The sequence below is a fragment of the Streptomyces roseochromogenus subsp. oscitans DS 12.976 genome, assembly GCF_000497445.1.
In the GTDB taxonomy this organism is placed as follows: Bacteria; Actinomycetota; Actinomycetes; order Streptomycetales; family Streptomycetaceae; genus Streptomyces; species Streptomyces oscitans.
The window spans coordinates 9,560,770-9,583,022 of record NZ_CM002285.1 but is presented as its reverse complement, the minus strand read 5'-3'; the positions used below and the strand labels follow the sequence as shown (position 1 = coordinate 9,583,022).

At 68.8% G+C, this 22,253-nt stretch carries 20 protein-coding genes and 5 pseudogenes; 12 read left to right on the top strand and 13 right to left on the bottom strand.

What is annotated here, in order from left to right; all coding sequences use genetic code 11:
* Positions 1 to 320: 320 nt before the first annotated feature.
* The 3 pseudogenes from M878_RS91065 to M878_RS97100 all read right to left on the bottom strand — a co-directional run.
* A pseudogene (locus tag M878_RS91065) lies at positions 321 to 640 on the bottom strand (helix-turn-helix transcriptional regulator); the annotation flags it as partial.
* A 2,098-nt stretch (positions 641 to 2,738) separates the two neighbouring features.
* Positions 2,739 to 2,846: pseudogene (locus tag M878_RS000000102110) on the bottom strand (IS5/IS1182 family transposase); the annotation flags it as partial.
* A gap of 203 nt (positions 2,847 to 3,049) precedes the next feature.
* Positions 3,050 to 3,250, bottom strand: a pseudogene (locus M878_RS97100) (IS5/IS1182 family transposase); the annotation flags it as partial.
* Positions 3,251 to 3,298: 48 nt separating this feature from the next.
* On the opposite strand from M878_RS97100, the gene M878_RS91060 reads away from it, so the two are divergent.
* The 3 genes from M878_RS91060 to M878_RS91050 are packed head-to-tail and all read left to right on the top strand — an operon-like array spanning position 3,299 to position 5,189.
* On the top strand, positions 3,299 to 3,622 hold the full coding sequence (locus M878_RS91060; RefSeq protein ID WP_023553927.1) for a PadR family transcriptional regulator: 324 nt from the start codon (positions 3,299 to 3,301) through the stop codon (positions 3,620 to 3,622).
* Positions 3,619 to 3,963: a hypothetical protein gene (locus tag M878_RS91055; RefSeq protein WP_158692902.1), complete on the top strand. Its 345-nt coding sequence runs from the start codon at positions 3,619 to 3,621 to the stop codon at positions 3,961 to 3,963. The genes M878_RS91060 and M878_RS91055 overlap by 4 nt, the downstream gene beginning before the upstream one ends.
* Positions 3,960 to 5,189 carry an alpha/beta hydrolase family protein gene (locus tag M878_RS91050; protein WP_051430165.1) on the top strand — a complete coding sequence of 410 codons (1,230 nt, stop codon included), beginning with the start codon at positions 3,960 to 3,962 and terminating at the stop codon, positions 5,187 to 5,189. The genes M878_RS91055 and M878_RS91050 overlap by 4 nt, the downstream gene beginning before the upstream one ends.
* A 603-nt stretch (positions 5,190 to 5,792) precedes the next feature.
* Here M878_RS91050 and M878_RS91045 read toward each other — a convergent pair.
* The 4 genes and pseudogenes from M878_RS91045 to M878_RS91025 all read right to left on the bottom strand — a co-directional run bounded on the left by M878_RS91045 (position 5,793) and on the right by M878_RS91025 (position 11,270).
* Entirely contained in the window at positions 5,793 to 6,383 is a 591-nt protein-coding gene (locus M878_RS91045; protein ID WP_023553923.1) for a hypothetical protein, read from the bottom strand.
* A 1,429-nt stretch (positions 6,384 to 7,812) separates the two neighbouring features.
* The gene (locus M878_RS91035; protein ID WP_209445610.1) at positions 7,813 to 8,271 is read right to left on the bottom strand and encodes a hypothetical protein; all 459 of its coding nucleotides are present in this window, start codon (positions 8,269 to 8,271) and stop codon (positions 7,813 to 7,815) included.
* Between the two features lie 276 nt (positions 8,272 to 8,547).
* A pseudogene (locus tag M878_RS91030) lies at positions 8,548 to 9,660 on the bottom strand (IS630 family transposase).
* Positions 9,661 to 9,944: 284 nt separating this feature from the next.
* The gene (locus M878_RS91025) at positions 9,945 to 11,270 is read right to left on the bottom strand and encodes a hypothetical protein (protein WP_023553919.1); all 1,326 of its coding nucleotides are present in this window, start codon (positions 11,268 to 11,270) and stop codon (positions 9,945 to 9,947) included.
* A gap of 314 nt (positions 11,271 to 11,584) precedes the next feature.
* On the opposite strand from M878_RS91025, the gene M878_RS91020 reads away from it, so the two are divergent.
* From M878_RS91020 to M878_RS91005, 4 genes are all read left to right on the top strand, one after another.
* Positions 11,585 to 11,809: a hypothetical protein gene (locus M878_RS91020; RefSeq protein WP_023553918.1), complete on the top strand. Its 225-nt coding sequence runs from the start codon at positions 11,585 to 11,587 to the stop codon at positions 11,807 to 11,809.
* Positions 11,810 to 11,950: 141 nt separating this feature from the next.
* The gene (locus M878_RS91015) at positions 11,951 to 12,319 is read left to right on the top strand and encodes a hypothetical protein (protein ID WP_245238343.1); all 369 of its coding nucleotides are present in this window, start codon (positions 11,951 to 11,953) and stop codon (positions 12,317 to 12,319) included.
* On the top strand, positions 12,319 to 12,585 hold the full coding sequence (locus tag M878_RS91010; protein WP_023553915.1) for a hypothetical protein: 267 nt from the start codon (positions 12,319 to 12,321) through the stop codon (positions 12,583 to 12,585). Before M878_RS91015 ends, M878_RS91010 begins: the two co-directional genes overlap by 1 nt.
* Before the next feature lie 60 nt (positions 12,586 to 12,645).
* A complete protein-coding gene (locus M878_RS91005; protein WP_023553913.1) occupies positions 12,646 to 12,954 on the top strand; it encodes a hypothetical protein in 309 nt (102 codons plus the stop codon).
* Between the two features lie 371 nt (positions 12,955 to 13,325).
* Here M878_RS91005 and M878_RS91000 read toward each other — a convergent pair whose 3' ends face one another.
* Complete coding sequence (locus M878_RS91000) at positions 13,326 to 14,135, bottom strand: ATP nucleotide 3'-pyrophosphokinase (protein ID WP_023553911.1); 810 nt, start codon at positions 14,133 to 14,135, stop codon at positions 13,326 to 13,328.
* A gap of 362 nt (positions 14,136 to 14,497) precedes the next feature.
* On the opposite strand from M878_RS91000, the gene M878_RS50535 reads away from it, so the two are divergent.
* On the top strand, positions 14,498 to 14,800 hold the full coding sequence (locus M878_RS50535; RefSeq protein ID WP_031227356.1) for a hypothetical protein: 303 nt from the start codon (positions 14,498 to 14,500) through the stop codon (positions 14,798 to 14,800).
* Positions 14,801 to 14,919: 119 nt separating this feature from the next.
* On the opposite strand, the gene M878_RS90995 is transcribed toward M878_RS50535, so the two are convergent.
* The 3 genes from M878_RS90995 to M878_RS92775 form a co-directional block, all read right to left on the bottom strand.
* The gene (locus M878_RS90995; protein ID WP_023553910.1) at positions 14,920 to 15,318 is read right to left on the bottom strand and encodes a hypothetical protein; all 399 of its coding nucleotides are present in this window, start codon (positions 15,316 to 15,318) and stop codon (positions 14,920 to 14,922) included.
* Positions 15,315 to 16,169, bottom strand: a complete 855-nt coding sequence (locus M878_RS90990; RefSeq protein ID WP_342452745.1) for an IS5 family transposase — start codon at positions 16,167 to 16,169, stop codon at positions 15,315 to 15,317. Before M878_RS90990 ends, M878_RS90995 begins: the two co-directional genes overlap by 4 nt.
* A gap of 215 nt (positions 16,170 to 16,384) precedes the next feature.
* The gene (locus M878_RS92775) at positions 16,385 to 17,323 is read right to left on the bottom strand and encodes a YcxB family protein (protein ID WP_023553905.1); all 939 of its coding nucleotides are present in this window, start codon (positions 17,321 to 17,323) and stop codon (positions 16,385 to 16,387) included.
* Between the two features lie 714 nt (positions 17,324 to 18,037).
* Between M878_RS92775 and M878_RS000000100890 the strand changes: the two genes are divergently transcribed.
* Complete coding sequence (locus tag M878_RS000000100890) at positions 18,038 to 18,337, top strand: hypothetical protein (RefSeq protein WP_023553903.1); 300 nt, start codon at positions 18,038 to 18,040, stop codon at positions 18,335 to 18,337.
* Between the two features lie 167 nt (positions 18,338 to 18,504).
* Positions 18,505 to 18,794: pseudogene (locus M878_RS99160) on the top strand (ISAzo13 family transposase); the annotation flags it as partial.
* 289 nt (positions 18,795 to 19,083) lie between these two features.
* On the opposite strand, the gene M878_RS90975 reads toward M878_RS99160, so the two are convergent.
* Positions 19,084 to 19,572, bottom strand: coding sequence for a hypothetical protein (locus tag M878_RS90975; protein WP_023553900.1), 489 nt, complete (start codon positions 19,570 to 19,572; stop codon positions 19,084 to 19,086).
* Positions 19,573 to 19,637: 65 nt separating this feature from the next.
* On the opposite strand from M878_RS90975, the gene M878_RS90970 reads away from it, so the two are divergent.
* Positions 19,638 to 20,603, top strand: coding sequence for a helix-turn-helix transcriptional regulator (locus tag M878_RS90970; protein ID WP_023553898.1), 966 nt, complete (start codon positions 19,638 to 19,640; stop codon positions 20,601 to 20,603).
* Positions 20,604 to 20,937: 334 nt separating this feature from the next.
* Here M878_RS90970 and M878_RS90965 read toward each other — a convergent pair whose 3' ends face one another.
* Positions 20,938 to 21,375, bottom strand: coding sequence for a tautomerase family protein (locus tag M878_RS90965; protein WP_023553897.1), 438 nt, complete (start codon positions 21,373 to 21,375; stop codon positions 20,938 to 20,940).
* Between the two features lie 97 nt (positions 21,376 to 21,472).
* Between M878_RS90965 and M878_RS90960 the strand changes: the two genes are divergently transcribed.
* Positions 21,473 to 22,042, top strand: coding sequence for a TetR/AcrR family transcriptional regulator (locus M878_RS90960; protein ID WP_031227353.1), 570 nt, complete (start codon positions 21,473 to 21,475; stop codon positions 22,040 to 22,042).
* Positions 22,043 to 22,253: the final 211 nt, after the last annotated feature.

Genomic DNA, 22,253 nt, shown 5'->3' with positions numbered 1-22,253 from the left:
GGCGGCAGCCGGGCGGTGGGGTGTTCGGGACGGTCGGCCACAGGATGGTGACGGTGAACCGTGGTTCGGCGGCATCATGGAGTGCTGAGCCGATAGGTCCACATCTCGGCCATCTGACCGTCGAGGAGTCGAATCAGCCAGATGAGACGGCTGTCTATGGTGTCTGGGCGACTTTCGTGGCCGACACCACCGACCACAAACAGCGAGTCGTTGTTGCCGAGAATCGTGTCGATGTAGAAGCGGAGTCCTGGCCGGGTGGCATAGGTCTGTGCGACCGCGCGTTGAACGTCAGCGGGGTCATTGACCTCGGGATGTGCGTGGTCGGCCGCCGCATGCGCCGCCTGGCGTCGGAAGGCCCCGGACGGCATGCCGACCAGCTCGGTGAAGCGGGTGGTGAACGTGCCCAGCGACGCGCAGCCGACCGCGAAGCAGACCTCGGTGACGCTGAGGTCGCCCCGCCGCAGCAGCGCCGTCGCGCGCTCGATGCGACGCGTCATCAGGTACGCGTACGCGATTCACCATAGGCGGCCCGGAACCGCCGGCTGAGGTGCCCGGCGGATATGTTCACGTCGCGGGCGAGCGCCTCCACGTTCAGCGGCTGCGCGTATTCCCTGTCGATCCGGTCGCGGACGCCGCGCAGCCGTGCGAGGTCAGTCAGGCGCTGCGCCTGGGGTGCCTTGCCGAGGCAGTCACCCCAGGCGCTCGGTGGTGATGACCAGCCCCGCCGGATTCGACCAGCCGGTCCAACAACTGTCGGACAGCAGCGGGGCGGCCCGGGCCCGTGGCCGGTTCAACGAGGATCTGGACGCGACCCTGGCGGGCGGCCGGCACGGCGGGTACGTCTGCGCCGGGGCGCCGCCGCGTTCCTTGCAGGTGGTCGCGATGTCGGCCCGCGCGGCCGCATCGATACCCGCACGGCTCAGCGGACGAGTCGGGGCCCTCGGAGTGGACCTTGGACACGCTGGTCGCCGCGGCCCGGGGCCTGGGCATCGAAGTCAGCCGCTCCCAGGTGCGCCGGATTCTGCTCGCGGAAGGGTCCGCTGGCGGCGCACGCGATCCTGGACGCGCTCGAAGGATCCGGACTTCGAGGGAAGAAGGACGCGGATCGTCGAGCTCTACACCAGCCCGCCCGCCGGCGCGACGGTGGTCTGCGCCGGCGAACTCGGCCCGGTGATCCCCCGCGCTTTCCCACTGGCACCTGGCTGGTCGCCGGACAGGCACCGCATCAAGAATGCGTTCGCCTATTCCCGCGGGCCGGAGGAGACCTAGGGCTACGGCGCCTTACGCATCCGCGACGGTCAAGCAATCACGATGACCGCCGCTTCCCGCAACAGCGCCTTCTATCAGCGGTTGCTCCAGTCGGTCGAAGAAGCCAACCCCGCTGCGGACATCACGTGATCACGGACAATCTGTCCCCGCACAACAGCGTGTCCACCCGCACCTGGCTGGAGGACCACCCACGCATCAAGCACGTTTTTATCCCGGTCGGTGCCTGTTGGCTCAACCTCCAAGGAGGCTGGTGGCGCATCTTCCGCAAGACCGCCCTGGCCGTACGCTCCTTCGGCGACCCAGGCCGCATCACCCACGCCACGAGCCGCCACCGACCAGCTCAGCTCCCGCGCCCGACCCTGGATCTGGGGCAGACCCGCACCACCAACCCGCGTCCTACGGCGTCGATATGTGTACCTCGTTTGAGGAATCCAGCACTAGCCAACAGCATCTGTCACGCAGATAGGGAGGTTGAGGATGTACCCCGGAACACAGGGATCGCTGTCTGCCGGAGGTGTCGGCCTGGTCGCGACGGAAGCGCGTGCTGCGGGGGTTGCGGCGGCGACACCTCCTGCGAGAACCCCGGCGGTGATCAGCCCTGTGAGGATGATGGCGATGGGCTTGAGCATGTGCGTCCTCCATCTGTGGTCGGCAGTGATGTCGACCGTAGGCACGACGCCGCCACATCGGTGGCATTTGCTGGTGGACTGTCCGGGTGGTGATGGAAGATCTGTGTGTTGCCATTCAGCCGTCCGACCATCGACGCCCCCCAAAGGGCAGCGTCGGTCTCCAAGACCTCGGTGTGGTCTTGGAGACCGATGTCACGCTGCAACCGGGGCGATTCCTGGTGATCCGCGACCTGCTGCGTGCCGGGCCGCGGCACATACACGACCGCGAGCCTGGTCAGATGCCGGTCGCTCACCTTGCTCCCCGACCGTTCCCACGGCATCGGCGCCGTCATGACCGGTCCGCCTCACCGGTCGCCGACCGTGCAGCTGCTGCCCCCCGGCAGCGCCCTGCCCGCCAGCACCGCCGGCCATCGCACCGCCAGCAGCCGGTTCACCTCCGGCAGCCCTACTCACACTTCCTCGCCCAGGCCCTGAGCGGTCAGGCTCTGGGGCAGCCGCCCCTTGCGTCGTCCACGACGACTCGCTCTCTTCTGCACCCTGCCGAGCCCGCAGCACCTGGCGGCCACCCAGTTCGGTGACGGCGCTGGCAAGGGCCGTGCGCTGCACCGCGGTCGGGTAGCCGAGACACGTGGTGGCCTCCTCGGGGTTCAGGTCCGGTTCGTCCTGCAGCAGGTCGGCGATCCGCTCCCCGCGCAGCCGGGGCAGGGCGCGCTCGGCCGCGGCGTAGGACAGACCGACGCGCTCCTGGACAGTTGCGAGGGTCACTGCCGGGTTCTCGTCGAGCAGGCCACCGACCCAGCCAAGATCTCATCGCGAGGCACCCTGCCGTCACTGCCCTTCCGGCGCCTGGGCCGTGACATCGTGACGGTTTTCACCGGTCAGCGTGGTGGCGAGCGGGATGCCGTGCGCCTCCCCGATCACCTGGTGCTTGCTGCCGGTCCTGCCCCGGCCTTCGCGCCACCCTTCATCGCCCGCAGATGTGAGCCGTCGGCTGCGGCCTGAGAGAAGGCCAGCAGGTCAGCCGGGCATAACTCGGCAAGCAGCAGCTCGTGCAGAACCTGCCACACCCCGGCCTAATGCCAGTCCCGCAGCCTGCGCCGGCTCGTGCTCCGCGAACCGTAGCCCAGCTCTTGCGGCAGGAACTCCCGGGAGAGGTAGACGTCCACGACGCGACTGCGCTCTTCGGTGCAGGGCCGCAGCTTGTCGATGCCGTTCATCCACGCGTGCCCGCGTTCGGCGCCCAGCACTTGCCTACCTGGGTCCTTGCGGCGGTCTCGCCGGTGAAGCCGAGTTCTGCCAGGGCGGCACGGATTTTTGTCGCTGTCGTAGCCGCGGTCCAGGTCCACGTTGACTGCTCGACACCCTTGCCACGAAGAACTCTACCTATATAGAGTTTGCCCATGCCCACTCGACGTGACTCCGCGCAGACGCGGCTGGTTTTCCGGGCGCTGCGGGCTGGCGGCCAGACCTGGCGGTACGGCTACGACATCGCCCTCGAGACCGGTCTGGCGCCCGGAACCCTGTACCCGATCCTCGGCCGGTTGACAGACCGGGGGTTGTTGGAGAGCCAGTGGGAGCAGGACCCGCCCACCGGCCGACCGCGCCGACACCTGTACCGGCTCAGCACCGAAGGCGCGGTCCACGCGGCGAACCTGGCCGCCGAGCCGGTGGCGCCGCCCAAGGCGTCCGGCTACCGGAGTCGACTCGCGGACGGCCGGTCATGACTGGGGGCCGGGTGGGGCGGGCCGCCGAGGCCGGCCTGCGGTTCCTGCCGACCAGGCGGCAGGAGTTGGGGCGGGCCATGCTCGCCGAGGCCGCCGTCGCGGAGGCCGGGCCGAGGCGGCGAAAGTGGCTGCGCGCCGCGTGCTGGTTCATCGTCAAGGGCGCCGCGCCGGTGTGGCTCCGCTGGACCGCCATCGCCGTCAGCGCGCTGTTCATCTGCTGGATCGGCTACAACGGCATCGACTCCGGCTTCCATGGCACGCCGGTGGAGGTCGCGAGCTACCTGGGGCTGGTCGCGCTGCTCACCCTCAACATCGTCCTGCTCGCCCGGCGGGACAGATGAGTCGGCGCCCCTGGGCACGGCGGATCCTCAAGACCGTCGCGTTACTCGCTGCCCTGGCCGTCCTGGCGGTGGCTACTATGGTCGGCCTGCTCTGGGGGGAGCACCGCACGGCGATCACCCTGCCCGCGCCCACCGGGTCGTACCCGGTCGGGCGGACTGCGTACGACTGGGTGGACCACTCCCGCACCGATCCCCTCGCGCCCGACGGCCGGCCGCGTGAACTCCCGGTCTGGATCTGGTACCCGGCCGCGTCCACCGGCACCTCCCGCCCGGCGGACTACCTGCCCCCACCCTGGCGGGCTGCACTCGCCCGGTACCAAGGCCCGGTGATGCGCACCCTGTTCACCCGCGACCTGACGCTGGTCCATGCGCACAGCATCCAGAACGCGCCGGTCGCACCCGGCCGGTCCGCTTACCCGGTCGTGCTCATGCGGTCCGGCATCGGCGCCCTGGCCACCGACTACACCACCCCGGCCGAGGACCTGGCCAGCCATGGCCACGTCGTGGTGGGGATGGATGCGCCGTACAGCACCACCGTGGTCGTGCTCTCGGACGGCCAGGTGGTGACCAAGACGGCCGCGGGGAACCCCGGCGAGGCCCGCCTGTCGACCGCTGAACAGGACCGCCGCGCCGATAAGCTGATCGCCCTGTGGTCCGCCGACACCGCCTTCGTCCTCGACCAGCTGGCCCGGCTCGACAACGCCGTTCCCGCCGGGCTGTTCACCCACCGGCTCGACCCGAACGCGGTAGGAGTCTTCGGGCACTCCTTCGGCGGAGCGACCGCGGCGCAGTTCTGCCATGACGACACCCGCTGCCGGGCGGGCATCGACATGGACGGCACGCTCCACGGCACCGTCGTCCACGACGGCCTCGACCGGCCGTTCCTGTTCCTCACCGCCAGCGACCACGGCGATCCCGCCGACCCCGCGAACCGAGCCGCGCCGGCCGGCATCCGGTCCGTCTACCGCAGCCTTCCGCCGAACCAACGCTTCTGGCTGACCATCCGGGGCACCGGCCACTTCAACTTCAGCGACCAGTCCCTGCTCAAAGACCCCACCTTGTCCCGGCTGGCCGGAATGATCGGCCCGCTCGACCAACGCCACGCCCTCGCGGTGACGACCGACATCATCCGGCAGTTCTTCGACACCTACCTGCGCCACCAGCCCGGCCGCTTCCCCGGTGACGTGACCGCGCGCCAACCCGAAATACAGCTCCTACAGCCCTGAAAAGCCAGCAGCCCGCGAACCGCCCGTCTGGCCGCCCCGAGGGGACCCCGGTGATCCCTCCTCACATCGGGAGGAGGGACCACCCCAGGGGCGTCACCGCCACCCTCACCGCCATCCCAGCCGGACACGATCCACCGACGGCGAGCTCAACGACGAAGGCCTCGTCAACAGTGATCATCTCTCTTGAGCGCAGACCCCCTGCTTTAGCTGGGGGTTAGCTCATCTTCGTTCCGGAGCCGCGCAGCGGCGGTGCCGAGGCTGGCCGCGCGGCCCATGCTTGCCGGACGGCGCGGATTTCCTGATCGGTGGGCTGGTCTGGGCGGTTGGGTAGAGATCGGGAGGCGATGATGACCCGGCGGAGCTTGGCGATCACGCCCGCCACGGACGGGTCGGTCTAGGTGGTGTACCAGGAGGCGCGCTCGCGGCAGTCGGCGGCGTCTTGGGGTGGCCGTGCAGCGTGTACCAGATGACGGTGATGGTGTAGCAGTACACGCGGTGCGTTCGACCGCCCGGCGGGTGCGACTGTGAGCCTGCCCGGCCCGGGCAGGTGGCTGGGCCCGCGCCTCCCGGCGAGGTGCGGGCCCGGTTGATGGTCGCGCCGGGTCAGGCGTGCTTGGCCGGAGCGATGATCTGGAACTTGTAGGTGGCGGCGGTGATCGCCGTGCACTTGTTCTTGGCGTCCTGGTAGAACCCGGCGCCGAGGTCCATGGCCTTGCCGGCCGGGGCCTTCTTCGTGACGTTGATGCGCATGGGGATGTTGATGTGGTGGTGCGCGCTGATCGAGGCCCAGCCGAAGTAGCCGTCCGTGTGACCGGCGGTGTCGGTGACGTTCTCCCACCGCTTGGTTTTCGGGAAGTAGGCCTGCAGAGAGACCTGGCTGGTCGGGAAGGCCTTGAACCCTTCGGTGGTCGAGCTGACGCCGGCGAACAGGTGGATGTTGGTGACCTTGGCCTGCGACGGGTTGTCCAGGGTGAGGGTGAAGTTGCGCCAGCCGCTGCCCGCCTTGATCTCGACGGGCAGCCCGCTGATGGTGGTGCGCAGGACAGGCTTGTAGTGCGGGTTACCGGTCGTGCACAGGCCGGATGGTGCCGACGGGGTCGACGGCGCGGCGTTGGCCGAGGTGGCGGCCAGCAGCGTGGTGGAGGCGATGGCTGCGGTCGTGGCGACCGCCACCAGGGCACGGCGAAGCTTCATAGAGACCCTTTCTGGGCCAGAGTAAGGATGAGAGGCCGTCGCGGTGGTGGAGGGAAGGCTCGCGGTGCGGCAAGCGTGATCGTAAAGGTGTGTGAAGGCTGTGTAACGGGGGTTTTCGCGCCGACGGTTGTCACGGTGTGCCCACGCCGGTCCCGCGGCCCGTACGGAAATGATCAAACCCGGGCAGTTGCCCACGCCCGTCGTGTTCTTTCCGTGATCAACGTCACGGGATGCGGTGTCGGTGGATGGTGAGCAATCGGCAGCTCCTCGCGATCGACTGTCACGAACTCCCGCCACCTGACGGCAGATCAGCCACGTACGCTCATGAACACGCCTCTGAGCAGCACGAATAGCGAAGTGCAAGTGGGGTACCGGCTGTAGATCGTGATCTTCGAACCGACCTGGGGAGCAAGGTCATGACAACTGCGGGGTTGTTCAAGTTGCTTGCGCCCACAAGACCGCCCGGTGGGAACTCACACCCACCCCCGTCCCGCAGCACGAACGGTACCGGCCGATATCCCCCGAATCAGACCGCCAACGGCAGACCGACTTGCGGCTCACACCCCCGCGTCGGCGGGGAAGACGGGTGCGGACAGTGGGCGGCGCCGCTGTGGCTCTGAAGAAGTCTGGAGATCGCCGCCTGGCTCCGGGTAGCGGCCTCCTCGCAATGACGGCGGTCAGGCGATCGTGGTCTGGCCGAGCCGCTGAGCGATCCACATGGTCGTTCTGGCCCATATAGCAAGGAATGCCACGCAGACCAAGGCAGCAAGCAGGGCCGGCCACCATCCGCCTGTCAGCTGGATCGGCTCATGGAGGTGGTCGGCGCTGAACCTGACGGCCAGTTGCAGTGCGTAGGAGGACCCTGCCAGCGGGAGCAGGAGGAACAGCGGCCCCAGCAGGGAGGCCAGCAAGCCGTACCAGTCGAATCTGTCCCACCAGTCGTCACGGTCATGGCGGCGCTTCGCATCCGGAAGAGGAGGAGGTTGGTCACGTTGAAGGGCACGGTGGCAACGGCGTTGAGGATGGCGAAGGCGAGGGTGCACGAGCCGCGACGCCTGGCGGGGTCGTCGACCCGAGACACGCACGGAACTCGTAGTGGGAGCCCCCGCCCCGTGAGAGTTCCCCCGGAATGGGATCGGGCTCGCCCGCTGACCAGAGGGACTCCCACCACAAGCATCGTGCCAAAAGAATCAGCACGTTCCTCCAGGATGAGGGGCCCACGCCAGAAAATGGCGGCAACACCACAGCGTGGTCACCCCGTCGGTCGAAGCTGGCTTTCGGCGAGGCCGTCCACAACCAGCTCGCGGCCGGTGGCATCCACCGCCGGGAGCGACCACGCTTTCCATGTCCAGCGATCCGACGGAGATCAGGGCGTCTGCGAGATCGCGGGCCACTCGCTGGGCCTGCCGAGGAGTACGGGGCGGACGGGTCACTCCGGTCCCGTGGGGTTGATGGTGTAGTCGTTGCTGCTGGTGTCGGGCGAGACCGTGGTGTCGGCGATGTTGGGGACGTTGTCCAGTCCCCTGAGGACCGATGAGTGGACGTGGAAGTTGTAGTCGTAGTAGGGCCAAGGCAGTCCCACGGGAGTTGTCCTCATGTGGGCGTTGCCATCCCATACTCTGATGTCCACGCCGGATTCAGTCGCAACGGGTTGGTCGAAGGTCATGGTTGCGTCGATAAGGCCGCCTACTCCGTCGCCGGCGATCGTCGCCTTCGAATCGGCAGTGAAATGCCCCAAGTTGTCGGTGTCCCAGCAGGTGGTCACGTAGACGCGGAGGTGAGCTTGGGTGTTCCCGGTGGCGGTGTTGTCGACGTGCCAGTAGCTGGTGTCGGTACGGCAGTTGATGTCGTTGGTTGTGGCTTGAGCCGACACCGGGACGGCTAACATGGCGGCCACAGTTAGGGCTGTGGCAGCCAGGACCGGTGCCAAGCGTGAGCGAGTGTTCATTTTCCCCCATCTTCGCGGTGACCACCGGTCTCAATGTGGTCACGCCCGTGCCGGAAGGCGCTTTTTTTGCGGCTCTGCAACGCTGCCGGCCTGTCATCTCTATTGACTGCACGGTCACACGGAGGAGTTCCATCCAGCTGTGCCCGTTCAGTGACTATCCCAGCCGGAAAGGCCGACGTGGTGATGTCGATCTTCGCGGCCAGCGCACTGGCAGCCCTAGTGACCTGAGTCGGTGATGCGTCGGCAATAGCCAGCGAGGCTATCGAGGATCTGGTCGGCGGTCTTGTGCCACACGTACGGGCGGGGCTCGGCGTTCCAGTCCTTGATCCAGATGCGGATGTCGCGTTCGAGGGCGGGGACGGAGCGGTGGACGCTGCGCTGGAGTTTCTTGCAGGTGAGCTCGGCGAACCACCGCTCGACTAGGTTCAGCCAGGATGAGCCGGTCGGGGTGAAATGCAGGTGGAAGCGAGGGTGAGCCAGCAGCCACTTGCGGACCGGCTCGGTCTTGTGGGTGCCGTAGTTGTCCACGATGAGGTGGACGTCCAGGCCGGCCGGGACTTCCCGGTCGAGCTTGGCGAGGAACTTCTTGAACTCCGCGGTGCGGTGCCGGCGGTGGAGGGAGCCGATGACCTTCCCGCTTGCCGCGTCCAGCGCCGCGAACAGGGTGGTGGTGCCCGCGCGGAGGTAGTCATGGCTCTGGCGTTCGGGGACTCCGGGCATCATCGGCAGCACCGGCTGGGACCGGTCCAGCGCCTGGATCTGCGACTTCTCATCCACACACAGGACCAGGGCCCGCTCCGGTGGGTCGAGGTACAGACCCACCACATCGTGGACCTTGTCCACGAAGAGCGGGTCGGTGGACAGCTTGAACGACTCGGTGCGGTGCGGCTTGAGGCCGAAGGCCCGCCAGATCCGTGACACCGTCGACTGCGACATGCCGGCCCGCCGGGCCATCGACCGCGTCGACCAGTGGGTGGCGTTCTTCGGCTTCGTCTCCAGGGTGAGCCGCACCAGTTCGGCGACCTGCTCGTCGGTGACCGTGCACACCCGGCCGGGCCGGGGCGCATCGCCCAGCCCGTCCAGCCGGTGGGTGACGAACCGGGCCCGCCACTTGCAGACCGTCTCGGTGGTCACCCCGACCTGCCGGGCCACCGAACTGGCCGACCGCGGCAATAACCCGTCCGGCTCGAGCTAGGCACACGCCAGCACGATCCTTGCTCTCAACGCCAGGGCCTGCGGGGTGGATGGGGCTCGCACCCACCCACCGAGCACCGCGCGTTCATGCTCGGACAACACCAGCTCGGCCAACCGCGGCCCCGGACGCCCCATGCATATCAAACGACGCATCACCGACTCAGGCCACTAGCCCTCGACCGCCGCGTCGATCCCCGGGGCGCGCATAGGATCTTGGTCATCAGGGACTCCGGTTCCAGCTGTGGGGGTTGGGGGGATTTCCCCGGTTGGCCGTCTGGCTTTCCTGCATCAGCTCGAGACTTGAACCGGGTGCCGCCCGCACTCGAGTCGCAGTCTCCTGTACCTGCGGCGTAGCAGGTCGGCACCGGGCGTGGGGTGAGGGCGTGCCCTGCCCCGGACGCGCCGCCTGGGTGGGGCGGTTACGGCCAGGTGCAGGTGCCCGTGTCGGTTGGGCCGCCTTTGCCTGCGGTGGTTGCCGAGGCCGCCAAGTCGTCGCTTTTGGCGGGGAGTTGACTCTTGGGGACCTGCAGGACGTTGCCGTGCGCGGTCCAGTGGTCGCCGGTGGCCGGGTCGACGAGGCGGGTGGTGCCGGCGGCAGTCGGGCCGACGACGACGATGCCAGTAGCGGTCTTGAGGCAGCCGACGCTGGTCGCGGTCTCGGGCGTGTTGCTGTTCTCGTAGTTCGAGACGAGCGTGTTGAACACGGATGCCTTGTGGACGCCGACCTCGATCATGCCGTCACGGGTGTGGTTCAGATAGCCCTGTCCTTGGGGGTATGACACCTCCTGGTCAAGCACGGCCACCTCGTCCCCGCCTCCATCGGGGGTGCCGCGCCACAGCGGACGCCAGATGACCTCCGAGGCGGGCCTGAACCTGTCGATGCCCGGCCCGTCGCACAGCAACGCCCCGGCCATCCGGCGGATGTACTCCTGGTCCAGGGGCGCGGCGCCGTGGTACTGGTTGTGGTCGGCCAGGTAGGTCAGGCGCACGGCGTAGGGCCAGCCCGGGCGGTAGGCGAACGTTTCCGTCTCGTCGCTGCCCTCTTCGAGGGTGTTGTCGGCCCTGATCAGTGCCCCGTAGCCGCAGTCGCCCTGTGCGTCCACCAGGTCCGAGCTGCCAATGGCGGCCTTGAACTGCGGTATCGGTGCGGTGAGTCCGTCGGTGACCTTCAGTGGCCGCCAGGTGGCGTCCTTGCCGCTGATGCCCTCCACTTGCAGGTGGGTCAGCCACGGCGGTACCGCCAGCGGGAAGGGCTCGCCGGAGTCGGTGTTCCAGTTCAGCGCCAGCGGAGGAGTCTCCATGGCGACGCCATCCGCCCGGGGGGCGGGCGCGGTGTAGACGGTCTTGTCCGGCATGTTCCCCGTGGCGTAGCGCAGCAGTTGGCCCCCGCTGTCGACGAGGGTGACGCGTGGCATGCCCGGAACCGTGCCGGAGAACAGGACCTGACCCGAGGGCTCGTACACGCCATAGTACGGCGCGCTGCGGCTGTCCTGGCCGGTCGCGATGAGCCTGGAGTGCGGGCCGTAGCCGCCGGAAAGCCATATCTCCATCGCCTCATGGCCCGGTCCGCGGTCACCGGCCCGGTTGCCCAGCGTCGGCCAGACGTTGCTGTTCTTCCAGTCCCGGGCATGCGTCCCGGTGACCACGACCGGCTGCGAGGCCGGCACAGCCGGCGTGTACGTGAGGTCGGGCGGCGCGGCGAACCAACCCCCGGCAAACGCCCCGCCCAGCGCGGTCACCGCCACAGCGGCGCTCCACCGCGGATGCCGCCGCCACCACGAACCCACCACGGACAACCCGGCTCCCTTGGAGCCAGCGTCCACCGAACCGGAATTGCCGGAATCGGCTCCTTCACCCGGCTGTTCAGGCTCAGCCCCTTCACCCGACGCCGACGCTGCATCGATCCCGTTCGACGAGTGATCCATCCGCTTACCTCTCCCCGTTGCGCACACACTGCTGAAACGATGGAAGATCGTACTGATGCCCACACAGGCCTCTTTCACCCCCGGCGACAATCCGAAGAGCATTCGTTGATAGCCCGTGGAAGGGGCCGAGAGCCGTGGCGGTCAGTCAGACTCTGGGCCTGGCCGTCGACGAACTGCGCGGCGTGGGCCGTGAGGTGGATGCCGAGGTGCTCTCCCACATCTCCCCGGCCCGCAGCTCGGCGGTGAACTACTACGGCTCGATCACCGTCGACTACGAACGCGAGCTCGCCCAGCTCGACGACAAGGGCCGCCGCCCGCTGCGGACCGTGGCCATCGACGACCCGGCGGCTGGGCTGTAAACGGCCAGACCTGGCCTCGCTGAACCACCGCGAGCGGGGAAGACTGCCGATACATGCCTGGCAGAGGGGAAGGGGGCGGTGTCCGTGGTCGCGGCCGGAGTTGCGGATTCGGCACTCAAGCGGGCCAGGGTGGCGCGGAACATGACGCTGGAGGAAGCCGCCGACGCCCTGAACACGATCACCGGAGGCGCGACGGACGCCAGCCTAATGAGCGCGTGGGAGTCCGGGCGGCGCCGGACCGGCAAGCGGAACCGGGCCGGGCTGTGCCAGCTCTACCGCGAGCGCCCGGAGGTGCTGTTCGCCCATCAGGACGGCGCGGAGGCCGCCAGCGTGCTGGAGTCCTCCGGCACCGCGGTGGTGGTCAAGGTGCTCACCCGCTGGACCGACCTGGTCGAGGCGATGGTGGACGTCGCCGCCGGGGCGCGCGAGCACCTCCCGCCGCTCACGTTCACCACGCCACCGGCCCGCACGGCACGGCGGTTCTCGATGTCCGGCGAGGCGCGTGGCTGATGCTCGATCCGGACGCCTCGAAGATCTGGCACGCCATCACCATCCGCGGCGGCACCGTCGGGCTCGCCGACGAGATCGCCATCCCCACAGGCCAGAACCCGCAGGCCGTCCACGGGCAGATCGTCGCGTTCGTCGACGCCCTGGTGGCCACCGGCGTGCTCTTCAGCGCCCGGCTCCCCCACCGGGGAGAGCCATACAAGCCTCTTCCCGCTCCGGCTTGCACCGTCACAGAGCACGACTGCGCCGAGGAGGGCTGCCTTCTGTGAGCGGCGAAGGAGGCAATCACCCAGGGACGCGACGTCTACGCCGATCTTGAGAAGAGACTGATGGACGTGCGTGAACTGCTGGAGATCGCCGCTCTCATCGGACCTGCCACATACGACGTACTCGTGCCCTACCTGGACTCCCTCATGACCAAGCAGGAGCCCGAACCCGCCTCCGGGGCGCTCGCCGACGCCGCGTACCGAGCTGTGGAAGCGGCTCAGATGCTCCTGTGGGCCGCCCGTGGCCATGACATTCGCTACCTCATACGAGCCAGCAGCTACCTCAACACCTCTGCCTACGGCACCGCCCGAGTGATCGACCGTCACGTCGTCCTGGCAGGTATCGACGATCACCAGGGCCAGGAACTTTGAGAACCTGTCTCTGCTGAACTCATAAACCGCAGCGCTGCACGTAGACGCCTGCGGCACGGCCGATCCGTACCACGCCCGTTGACGGCTGCAAGGGGGACGGCTTCCAGCCTGTCACTTCCTGGATGAAGCCGCCCTTGTCGCCGGCGGTTTCGTTCCATCCGCGGCCCATGACGCAGACGCGGCCAGTTCAATGGGTCGCCGTTCTTCCTCAACCGTGCGGTCGCCGACACCTGCTTGGTCAAGTCGCCCACTCACCGGGACCGCTCCATCGCGCCCTACTCAAACTGCTTGCGGCCTTGGCGGATCCGCGGGGACGGCGCGGGGGAACTGAGGGCAGCCCCGGGCAGGCGGCCGGGGCTGCGCAACGGGCGTCAGGCTGCTGGCGCCAGACGAGTGGCAGGTGGAGCGAGGGCGGGAGCGCCGTCCGGGACGGGTACTGCGGCGAAGATCGCGTCCTGCTGGTCCTGCAGCTGCCTCTTGCGCTCGGGGCTGGTCGACGGCAGCCGCTGTTCCTCGTACAGCTTGTGCGTCACCTCCTGGGCGAACTTGCTCGCCGGGGTGTGGAACTGCACCTCGAACAGCTGCCGCGACCCGGGCGCGCGCCAGCCCGTGTTGAGTCCCTTGTAGCCCTTCTCCCGCCCCCAGGTGTTGGACCATTTCGTGGTGTCGCTGCCCCAGGCGGACAGCGAATCCGAGGCGATGGTGACACCGGTGACGTAGCGGCCGTCGGGCCATTGGAGGGTGTAGCGCACCGCGTCACTCAGGCGCGCCAGGACGTCGTCGGTGTTGCGTTCCGGATGCTCCTTGAGGTCGGTGGCGACCTTCCGCTTGAGGGAGTCGGGGGACTTCAGGCGGTAGTCGAAGCCGACGAGCTCGGCATGACTGAGGTCGGCGGCAGCCCGTACATCGCGGCTGATCGACGGCTCCGCCGCACGGGCACGGGCAAGGTACGCGTCGACCTTGCGGTTATCCGCGGCGTTCAGGCACAGTCCGTCGCGCGCCCAGCCGTCCGGGTCGTTGTCGCACTGCCCCGCACCGCCGCCGCTGCGCATGGCGGTGGTGTGCTTGCCCGTCGTGTCGGAGGGGTCGGCGGCGTACGCGGTGAGCCCGGTAGCGGCAGTGGTCAGGGCGAGAGCAGCGGCCAGTACGGCGGCCGCCCGGCCCAGGTGGTGCGTGCACATGCGGCGGGAGTGTCCCTTCTTGGCGCGTGGCACCGCCTGCACCGGATGAACGGGGCGGGCAGTGATCGTCGCCGGGGACAACGCGAGGAAGGACGGAGAAGTACCGCGAAGCAGCCCCAGATACGGGGTATTGGCGTGATGGCGCCGTCCGGCGGCGGAATCGTGCGGCGGAGCGGTGCGTTGGGTCCATGGGACGGCGAGGCGTACCGAGACGTGTCTGCGACTCTCACCCGCTCAAAAGGTGACCGGGAGTCGCTGACATGGCCAGTTCTGCTGTTCCAGCACAGCCAGTCGGGTGATGGCCCACCCATGGCCGCAACGGCGCCCTTCCACCCCGTGTCTGGTACGGAAGGCTGGACGGCATGACCGAAGACACGACAGCATTCCCGCCGCTGCACGAATACGCCCTCGCCCACCGCTGCCCCACCTGCGGTGCAGAGCCCGGCGCCCATTGCGAGGCACCCCGCAAGCAGGCCGGCATCGAGAGCCGCAACAGGATCCGAGAACGGATCGGCCAACCTCCGGTTCAAGCGAATCCACTGCACCTGATGCACGTAACCCGGGGTGACGCCGGCAACCGACACTACGGGCGCGACCTGGCCGCGGCACCGTGGCCGGAGGACCGCGAACCTGGGCGCCGTTACGACACCCTGGGGCGCGCCTGACCTCGCAGCCCGGCCCAGGACGGTGGCGCACGAGCGCCATACCCGCCTCGACTGGTCACGCAAGACTCAGGCCCTCGAGGCGGGTAGCGCCCTGCTGCGGGCGCTGAACTAAGTGGACGTTAAGTCCGTTTCTGGTAGCGGCCTCGTCCGGGTTGGGTGAGGAAGCCTTGTCGGACGAGGCGTCCGAGGCGGCTGCGGGTGACGTTGACGGTCGCCTCGTCGGTGGGCATGCCGAGGAGTTCGTGCAGCTCGCGGGCTCGGAATGCCCGGCCGGGGTGCTGGTTGAAGGCGTTCACGATGGCCTGGTAGGCGGTGTTCGTCTCGGGTGGATCGGGCTCGGTCCCGCGCGGGACGCGTTCGACGATGATCTTCCGGGTGGTCGCCAGGTCTGCGAGTCGCGCTTCGGTCTCGGCCAGGGCGGCAGTCAAGTGGTCGATCTGGTCGCGTAGTTCACCGGCCCGGGCCGTGGTTTCGTCGTGCTGGACCTGGAGGTCTGCCAGGAGCTCGCTGATGTTCACGCGGCCAGCCTGAGGGTGTCGCGCCAGGTGGGGGCGGGTGTGGTGAGGCGGCGGGCCATGTTCGCGATGGAAGCCCAGTAGACGCGCGAGGCGGAGGTGTCGGGGCGGTGGTCGTACTCGCGGGTCAGGCGGCGGTGCAGCATCAACGTGCCGTTGACCTGCTCCACGATCCACCTCTTCGGTTGCGGGACGAAGCCTTTGCCCTGGTCTTCGGGGTTGCGGCGGACGACCTCGACCTCGATGTCCAGCAGGGCGCCGTGGATGAGAACCTCGTCCTTGAGGCCCTGGTCCACCAGGGCCTTCTCCAGACGCATCCCGCACCGCTCGGCCGCCTGGTCGAGCAGGGCGGTGCCGGCAGCGTTGTCGTGGGCGGAGGCGGCCAGCACCACGACGCCGATGATCAGCCCCAGAACGTCGACGGCCAGTCCCCGCTTGCGCCCCGACACCTTCTTGTTGGCGTCCAGTCCCGTCGTGGTCTTCGGGACACCCGCGGCCGCGCGGACGGACTGGGTGTCGATGATCACCAGGGACGGGTCCTCTAATCGCCGGGCTCTCTCCCGTACCTGGCAGCGCAGGAGTTCCTGGATCCGCTGGTCGAGCCCGTCCTCGCGCCACAGGCCGAAGCAGTAGAACACCGCCGACCAGGCCGGGAAGTCATGGGGCAGATAGCGCCACTGGCAGCCCGTCCGGTTCTGATAGAAGATCGCGTTCACTACCTCCCGCAGATCGCAGGACCCGGGATCTCCGGTCGCTGACCGCGCCACCCTCTCCTGCTTCCAGGCCGTGATCATCGGCTCGATCAACGCCCGCTGTTCGTCCGCTAAGTCGCTCGGGTACGGCTCTCGCTTCACGTCCCGCATCTCGGCATGGACATGCCCAGCAGTCGGCCTGCGCGACGGTATACCACGATCGAGCGATCACAAACCGAGGAAGACCGGACTTAACGTCCACTGAGAGCTTCGTCTCCGGCTGGCCACACGGTTCTTACCGCCCTGCTGATTGCGTGGCTTCTGCGGCCCGCCGCTGAGAGATGATCTCCAGGCCCGCTCGGAGACCATGGCTCCGCTCAGAAGCCGTAGCAGACGTAGGCGCCCTCGGGCCCGCGGGCGATCCGGTCCGAGCCCCAGCAGTGGAGCATCGGCCCCACGCGGTACAGGGCGGCGCCACCGGCGAGCAGGACAAGGACGGCGAGCACGGCGGTCACGATCCGCATGACGGTCATGCGCCGTACGAGCCACCAGGCTCCGGCGATCGCAAGCGTCCCCAGCCCCAGCATGACGGCCGACATCGGGGCGGTGTTGTTCTGGATCCCAGGAAAGCGGTCCGGGTGCGCGACGTGTTGGACGGCGGCGAAGGCGAAGAAGAACAGCAGCAGCCCCAGCAGCAACAGTCCGACGGAGCCGGCTCCGCGGCCGACGGCTCGGCCACGGCTCCGAGGGTTTCCGGGCGCCTCGGCGGCGTCCGCGCGTACGAGCCGCCGGTCGAGGACCGCCCGGAGCCGGTCCACCTCCTCCGGGGCCGCCACGGCCCGCTTGGGCAGGACGGCGAAGCCGACAGAGGCCCTGTCGGCGCTGAGAAGCACGAACAGTTCCGGCGTCTCGGCATAGCGCGAGTAGAGGTGCCAGTCGTGGCTGGCCGAGCTGTGCGCGGTGGTGAGCCGGACCCCGGTGTCGTCGAACGTCCCGCGGATGTCCCCCTGTCGTTCGGCGAGCCGGTGGAGGCGGCGTGCCTGCAACCACGGCACCGCAGTCATGAAGGCGGCGGCGACCACCACCCCTGCATACAGCGGCCACGGTGTGTCCCGGTGGCCGGAGCCGACCGCCGACAGCAGGGCGCTGATAGCCGTGACCGCTACCGTCCAGATCAGCGCCCCGCGCTGAAAGCGTCCCGCGCCGGTGCTCTTCGCGCGTGCCCGCAGCGCGGACGCCAATTCGCCAGCGGTCGGCCGGTAGGCCAGCTCCACCGGTCTCTCGGCGACCGCGTCCGTTTCCCGGCCCTCGGCCATGTCCCCTCCCCGGTTCGGTGATCAACCGGATCGTAGAGGCTTTCTCAACCGCTCCGGCGACCTGGCGGTGGTCGGCGCCGTACGTCACCGATATCGGGCGGCCCCTCCCTTGTAGCCGTACGCAGGTCAGCGCGGGTCCGCCTGGGGAACCGAGCCGAGCAACTGCGAGGACACCCCGAGCACGGGGTGGGGAGGTTCAAGTTCACATAGCCCCATCAGGCCTGGGCGGAATGATCGCGGCCGGCCGTGCGCGGGAGACCTGATCCACATCAGGGGGTCGGTCATCGGGGTGTCCGCACTGCTGGCGTCGGCCGCCGGGGTGGGCCGCGCCGGCGGCGGTTCCGGCGGTTCGGGTGCGGGGCCCACCGCACTCACGCTGACGGGCGGCGGGATGATCGCCGCGGTGGGTGTGGGCGAAGCCGATGGGGCGGGCGGTCCGGCTGGACCGCGGGCCGCCCCTGCATTCCCGGACCTCGAGCGGCTACGGTCCCGCAGCCGGGGAGGCATCCACTCCGTCCTCGACATCGAGACCGCCCTGGCGGCGGCTGACACCGCGGCGAAACTCCGTGACCGGGCCGCGGCCGGCGAGAAGATCTCTGGCCCGGCTGCCCGCCGGGCACTGACCGCTGCCCCCGAGACCCCCGGTTCGAGGGCCGGATTGTCCCCAAAACGTTCGCCAAGAAGGCCGCTGCGTTTCCGGCACGGGACGGCGTCGTGCTCTATGACAACCCGGACGCGATGCTGATCTGCCCGTTCAAGCGCGACACGGCGCTCTGCGAGCCCGACCCCGGGGCGACGGCGCCGAGGCAGTACGACTGCCGGCCCGGCTGCGGCAACGCTGTCCGCACCGACACCCACGCCCGACACCTGCGCGAACGGGCAGACGAACTCGACCGGCCCGCCACCGCCGCCCCTGGTCCCGTCGGCCGGCGACTCAGCGCCAATGCAGACCGGCTCCGCGAGACGGCCGCCGCCCACGACGCCACCGCTCAACCCGCAAAGGCCATAGCATGACCGCATCGCCCCAGCCCGACGACGCACGGATGCGCATCCGCGAGGCCATGGACCGGCTCCTTGCCGGCCAGGCCACCGCCTCCAACGGGAGCCTTACCATCGTCGCGCTCGCCGCTGAGGCAGGCGTCCACCGCATGGCCCTCATGAAGCGCCATGCGCATCCAATAGCCTCAGACGGCGACATCAAGCGCGGCCGCCCGCCGCGGTTCGGCTTCCCCGACCAGGTTCTGGCGACAGTCCTCCAATCTACGGGTTTCCCTGGCCGCGGAACCCCTCGCCGTGCTGTGCGAGAGCAGCCGGACCGCCATGCTCCGCACCCTCCTGAAGGTCAGGAGACTGCTCAAGACGCACGGCATCGTCATCCCGCCGGCGATCACCCCCTGCCCTCGCAGTCCTCCAAGCTCGGGTTCTCACCCAGCGCGGCGAACCCAACAGCAAGATGAAGACGACGTGTTAATCACCGGCAAGCCCTTAGGTGAGATCACTGCCGATGCCACGCCTGAGAGACACGGGACATCGAAGGGGCCCACACCGGCCGGACGCCAAGACCGTGGCTGCAGGGATGTGGGGGCCACACAGGTCATGTCCTTGGCGAAGGTGTCGACACCAAGAACTGCGACAGCGTGTACTTCGCCGACGTTGAGCGCCACAGCTGGCGAGGTCGCCCACTCTGGCGCTCAGGAGTCGGGCCGACTGGCCAGGCTGTGGCCCCCGGTGAGGAGGCCCTGAAGACGTGGCAGCCGCCGTTATGCGACGCGGTCGGTGGCCGTGCGCCGGGCGAAGTCCATGTGCCAGTTGGTGATCCAGGTCCGCCCGTTGTCGAGGGAGAACGCCTGCTCCCAGTGGGCGCGGTCGGTGGTGATGCCGGACCAGATGAAGCGCGCCCGGACCTTGCGTCCGTCGTGTTCGTCGTCGCCGTGGAAGACGCCGGTGCCGTCCGCGCCGAAGCTGCCGGTGACGGGCGGGAAGAGGGTGCCGGTGCGCTTGCTGGCCCAGTACAGCGACCACTGTGCGGTCGCTGGGTTGAACAGCCTCAGGGTCAGCCCGGAGAAGCCCTTGGTCGGAAATTCGATCTCGTCGAAGCTGGCGGCGCCGTCGAAATGAACAAAGGCGCGGGTGATGCCGGGGAACTCCTCCCAACGGTCGTCACCCTCCGTCGGGTCGAGGAAGTCCTTGCGCCAGCGGTTGGCGACGTCGTAGGTGCCGGTGAAGAACGCAAAGTCGTTGTTCGTCATGCCGCAGACGCTAGGACCGGTCCCCTGACATCCTGTGTCAGGGGACCGGTCGTAGATTTGCGACCATGCGCGCCAGTCGACTCCTCTTGCTTCTGCTCCTGCTGCAAAACCGCGGCCGGATGACCGCCGATGAGTTGGCGGCGGCGCTGGAGGTGTCGGTGCGTACGGTGTACCGGGATGTGCAGGCGCTGATCGCGGCGGGCGTGCCGGTCTACGGCGAGGCGGGGCACGCGGGCGGCTACGCCCTGCTCGACGGCTACCGCACGCGGCTGACCGGGCTGACCGCGGCCGAGGCGCAGACCCTGTTCCTGGCCGGTCTCCCCGGGCCGGCGGCCGAACTGGGGTTGGGCTCGGTCCTGGCAGCGGCCGAGCTCAAGCTCGAGGCGGCCCTGCCGGTCGCGTTGCAGGACCAGGTCCGGCGGATCCGTGAGTGCTTCCACCTCGACGCCCCGGGCTGGTACCGGCAGGCGGATGAGGTGCCGCATCTTCCGGCGGTGGCGGCCGCGGTGTGGGAGCGGCGGGCCATCCGCGTGCGCTACCGCCGGTGGCATACCCCGCAGGTGGTTGAGCGGCGTCTGGAGCCCTACGGGATCGTGCTCAAGGCCGGACGCTGGTACACCGTCGCCCGTGCCGGCGATGACCTGCGCACCTACCGGATCGGGCAGATCCTTGGCCTGGAACTGCTGGAAGAGGTGTTCGACCCACCGGCCCGTTTCGACCTGGCTCGTCACTGGCAGGCCCATACGGCGCGGCTGCAGGAGCGGCTGTGGCAGGGCGAAGCGGAGATACGCATCTCACCGGTCGGCATCACCCGCCTCCAGGACGTCGCGGCGCAGGCGGTGCTCGATGGCGTGAACCAGGGAAAGCCGGAGCCCGGCGGCTGGCGCCGGGCTGTCATCCCCATCGAGAGCCTCGCCCATGCGGAGGCAGAGCTGCTGCGGCTGGGCCCGGAGGTGGAGGTGCTCGCACCTCCGGAGCTTCGGGAGCGCATCGCCGCATCGGCACGGACCGTGGCGACGCTCTACGACTGAAGGAGGTCTCGCCCGTACGTGCCGTCCCGACGGCCGGCGTCGGGAAACACCGGTGCCCTCCCCGAACCCGGATGAGGCGCACCGTCCTGCGCGGGTTCAGTACGTCACGCCTTCTTTCGCGTCCCCGCCGGAGCGCGTGGCCGGCGTCGGAAGGGCGGTACCCGCTCAAGCAGACCGAGAGTGGTATTCGGGGCGGTGCTGCTGCTCAGGCCGCTGCCCTTACCCGCTGCCTCTCGCTCAGTCTCGACAACTCAGGCGCTCATCCGCCAAGTGGAGTACTCAGCCCCCGGGCGCACCGTCAGCATGGGGAATCGCTCGTCCAGCAGCCAGGAGGTCAACGCGCGCTGCCGGCCGCCGCACTGGAGGTGACGGCGGCGATGAGGGCGTCGCCGGTGTAGGCGTTGCCGCCGATGCCCCAGCCTCCGTCGGGTGCGTTGAGGATGTTGACCCAGGTGTTCTCCCGGTTGTGTCCGGCGACCGTCAGTGAGTCGACGACGTCGGTGGCGGCGGTGATGAACGCCGCGCGGGCTTCCGTCGTGTTCAGGCCGATATTGGGCAGCTTCAGTTCGACCATGACGACGGGGCGGTTCACCCCGCCGGCGTAGACGTCCTGGGGCGCCAGGACGTGGACGGTGCCACCGACGATCGAGGCGAAGAAGCTGCTGCCGGTAAGTCCGCTGGCTTCGATCAGCGCTGTGGTCAACTGCGGCAGGATCTCGCGCTCTCCAGCGGCGGTGAGCACGCCACGCGGGGCGGTGACAGTGATCGGCATGGGGGAAATCCTTCCTGATCCGTAGCTAGTACGTACGTACTAGCCGTGAACTCAGCCTGCAGTAGGATGCCCGTACTAGTCAAGGTGGGAGATGCCGGTGTCGAGCGACACACGTACCCGGATGATCGAGGCGACAGTAGAGGCGTTGCGGTGCCGCGGCGTCGCCGGGATGTCGTTCACCGAGGTCCTGCGCGACAGCGGCGCCGCGCGCGGTGCCATCTACCATCACTTCCCTGGCGGCAAGGCCCAACTCGTCGCCGAAGCCGCCACACGCTACGGACACGACGTTTGTGCCCACCTCGCCGAACTGCCGGCCGAGAGCCCTCAGCACACCGTCGAAGCCTTCCTCGCGGCCGTGCGGTCCGTCGTGCAGGAGTCGGCCTGCGGCGGCGGCTGCGCCGTCGCAGCCGTCACCGTTGGCACGGACGCAGACGACGACACGCTGAGGCAGGTCGCGGCGACCGCTTTCGCCTCCTGGGCCGACCAGCTCGCCGAGCGACTCACCACCAGCGGCCTGCCACCCGGCGACGCCGCCGACCTGGCCACGACCCTGATCACCCTGCTCCAAGGTGCCCACGTACTGTGCCGAGCCGCCGGCACGATCGAGCCCTTCGACCAGGTCGCTCGCACGGCGATTGAACTCGTCCGCAGTCGGTGCCACGACTGATCAGCCGGTGCAACAGCACGTCCACACCACCGCATCGGCGCAGGCGAACAGGCCCTCCAGCGTGTGCAGCCGCACCCCAGGCCGATCGGGCACCGCAAAGCCGCGGGCCGCGAGCAGCGGCGGACCTCCCGGATCGCTCCGGACACGGTGGAGCGGTCCACTCCGTACAACTCGGCCAGCGCGGCGCGCGGCAGCCCCAACCACAGGTGCA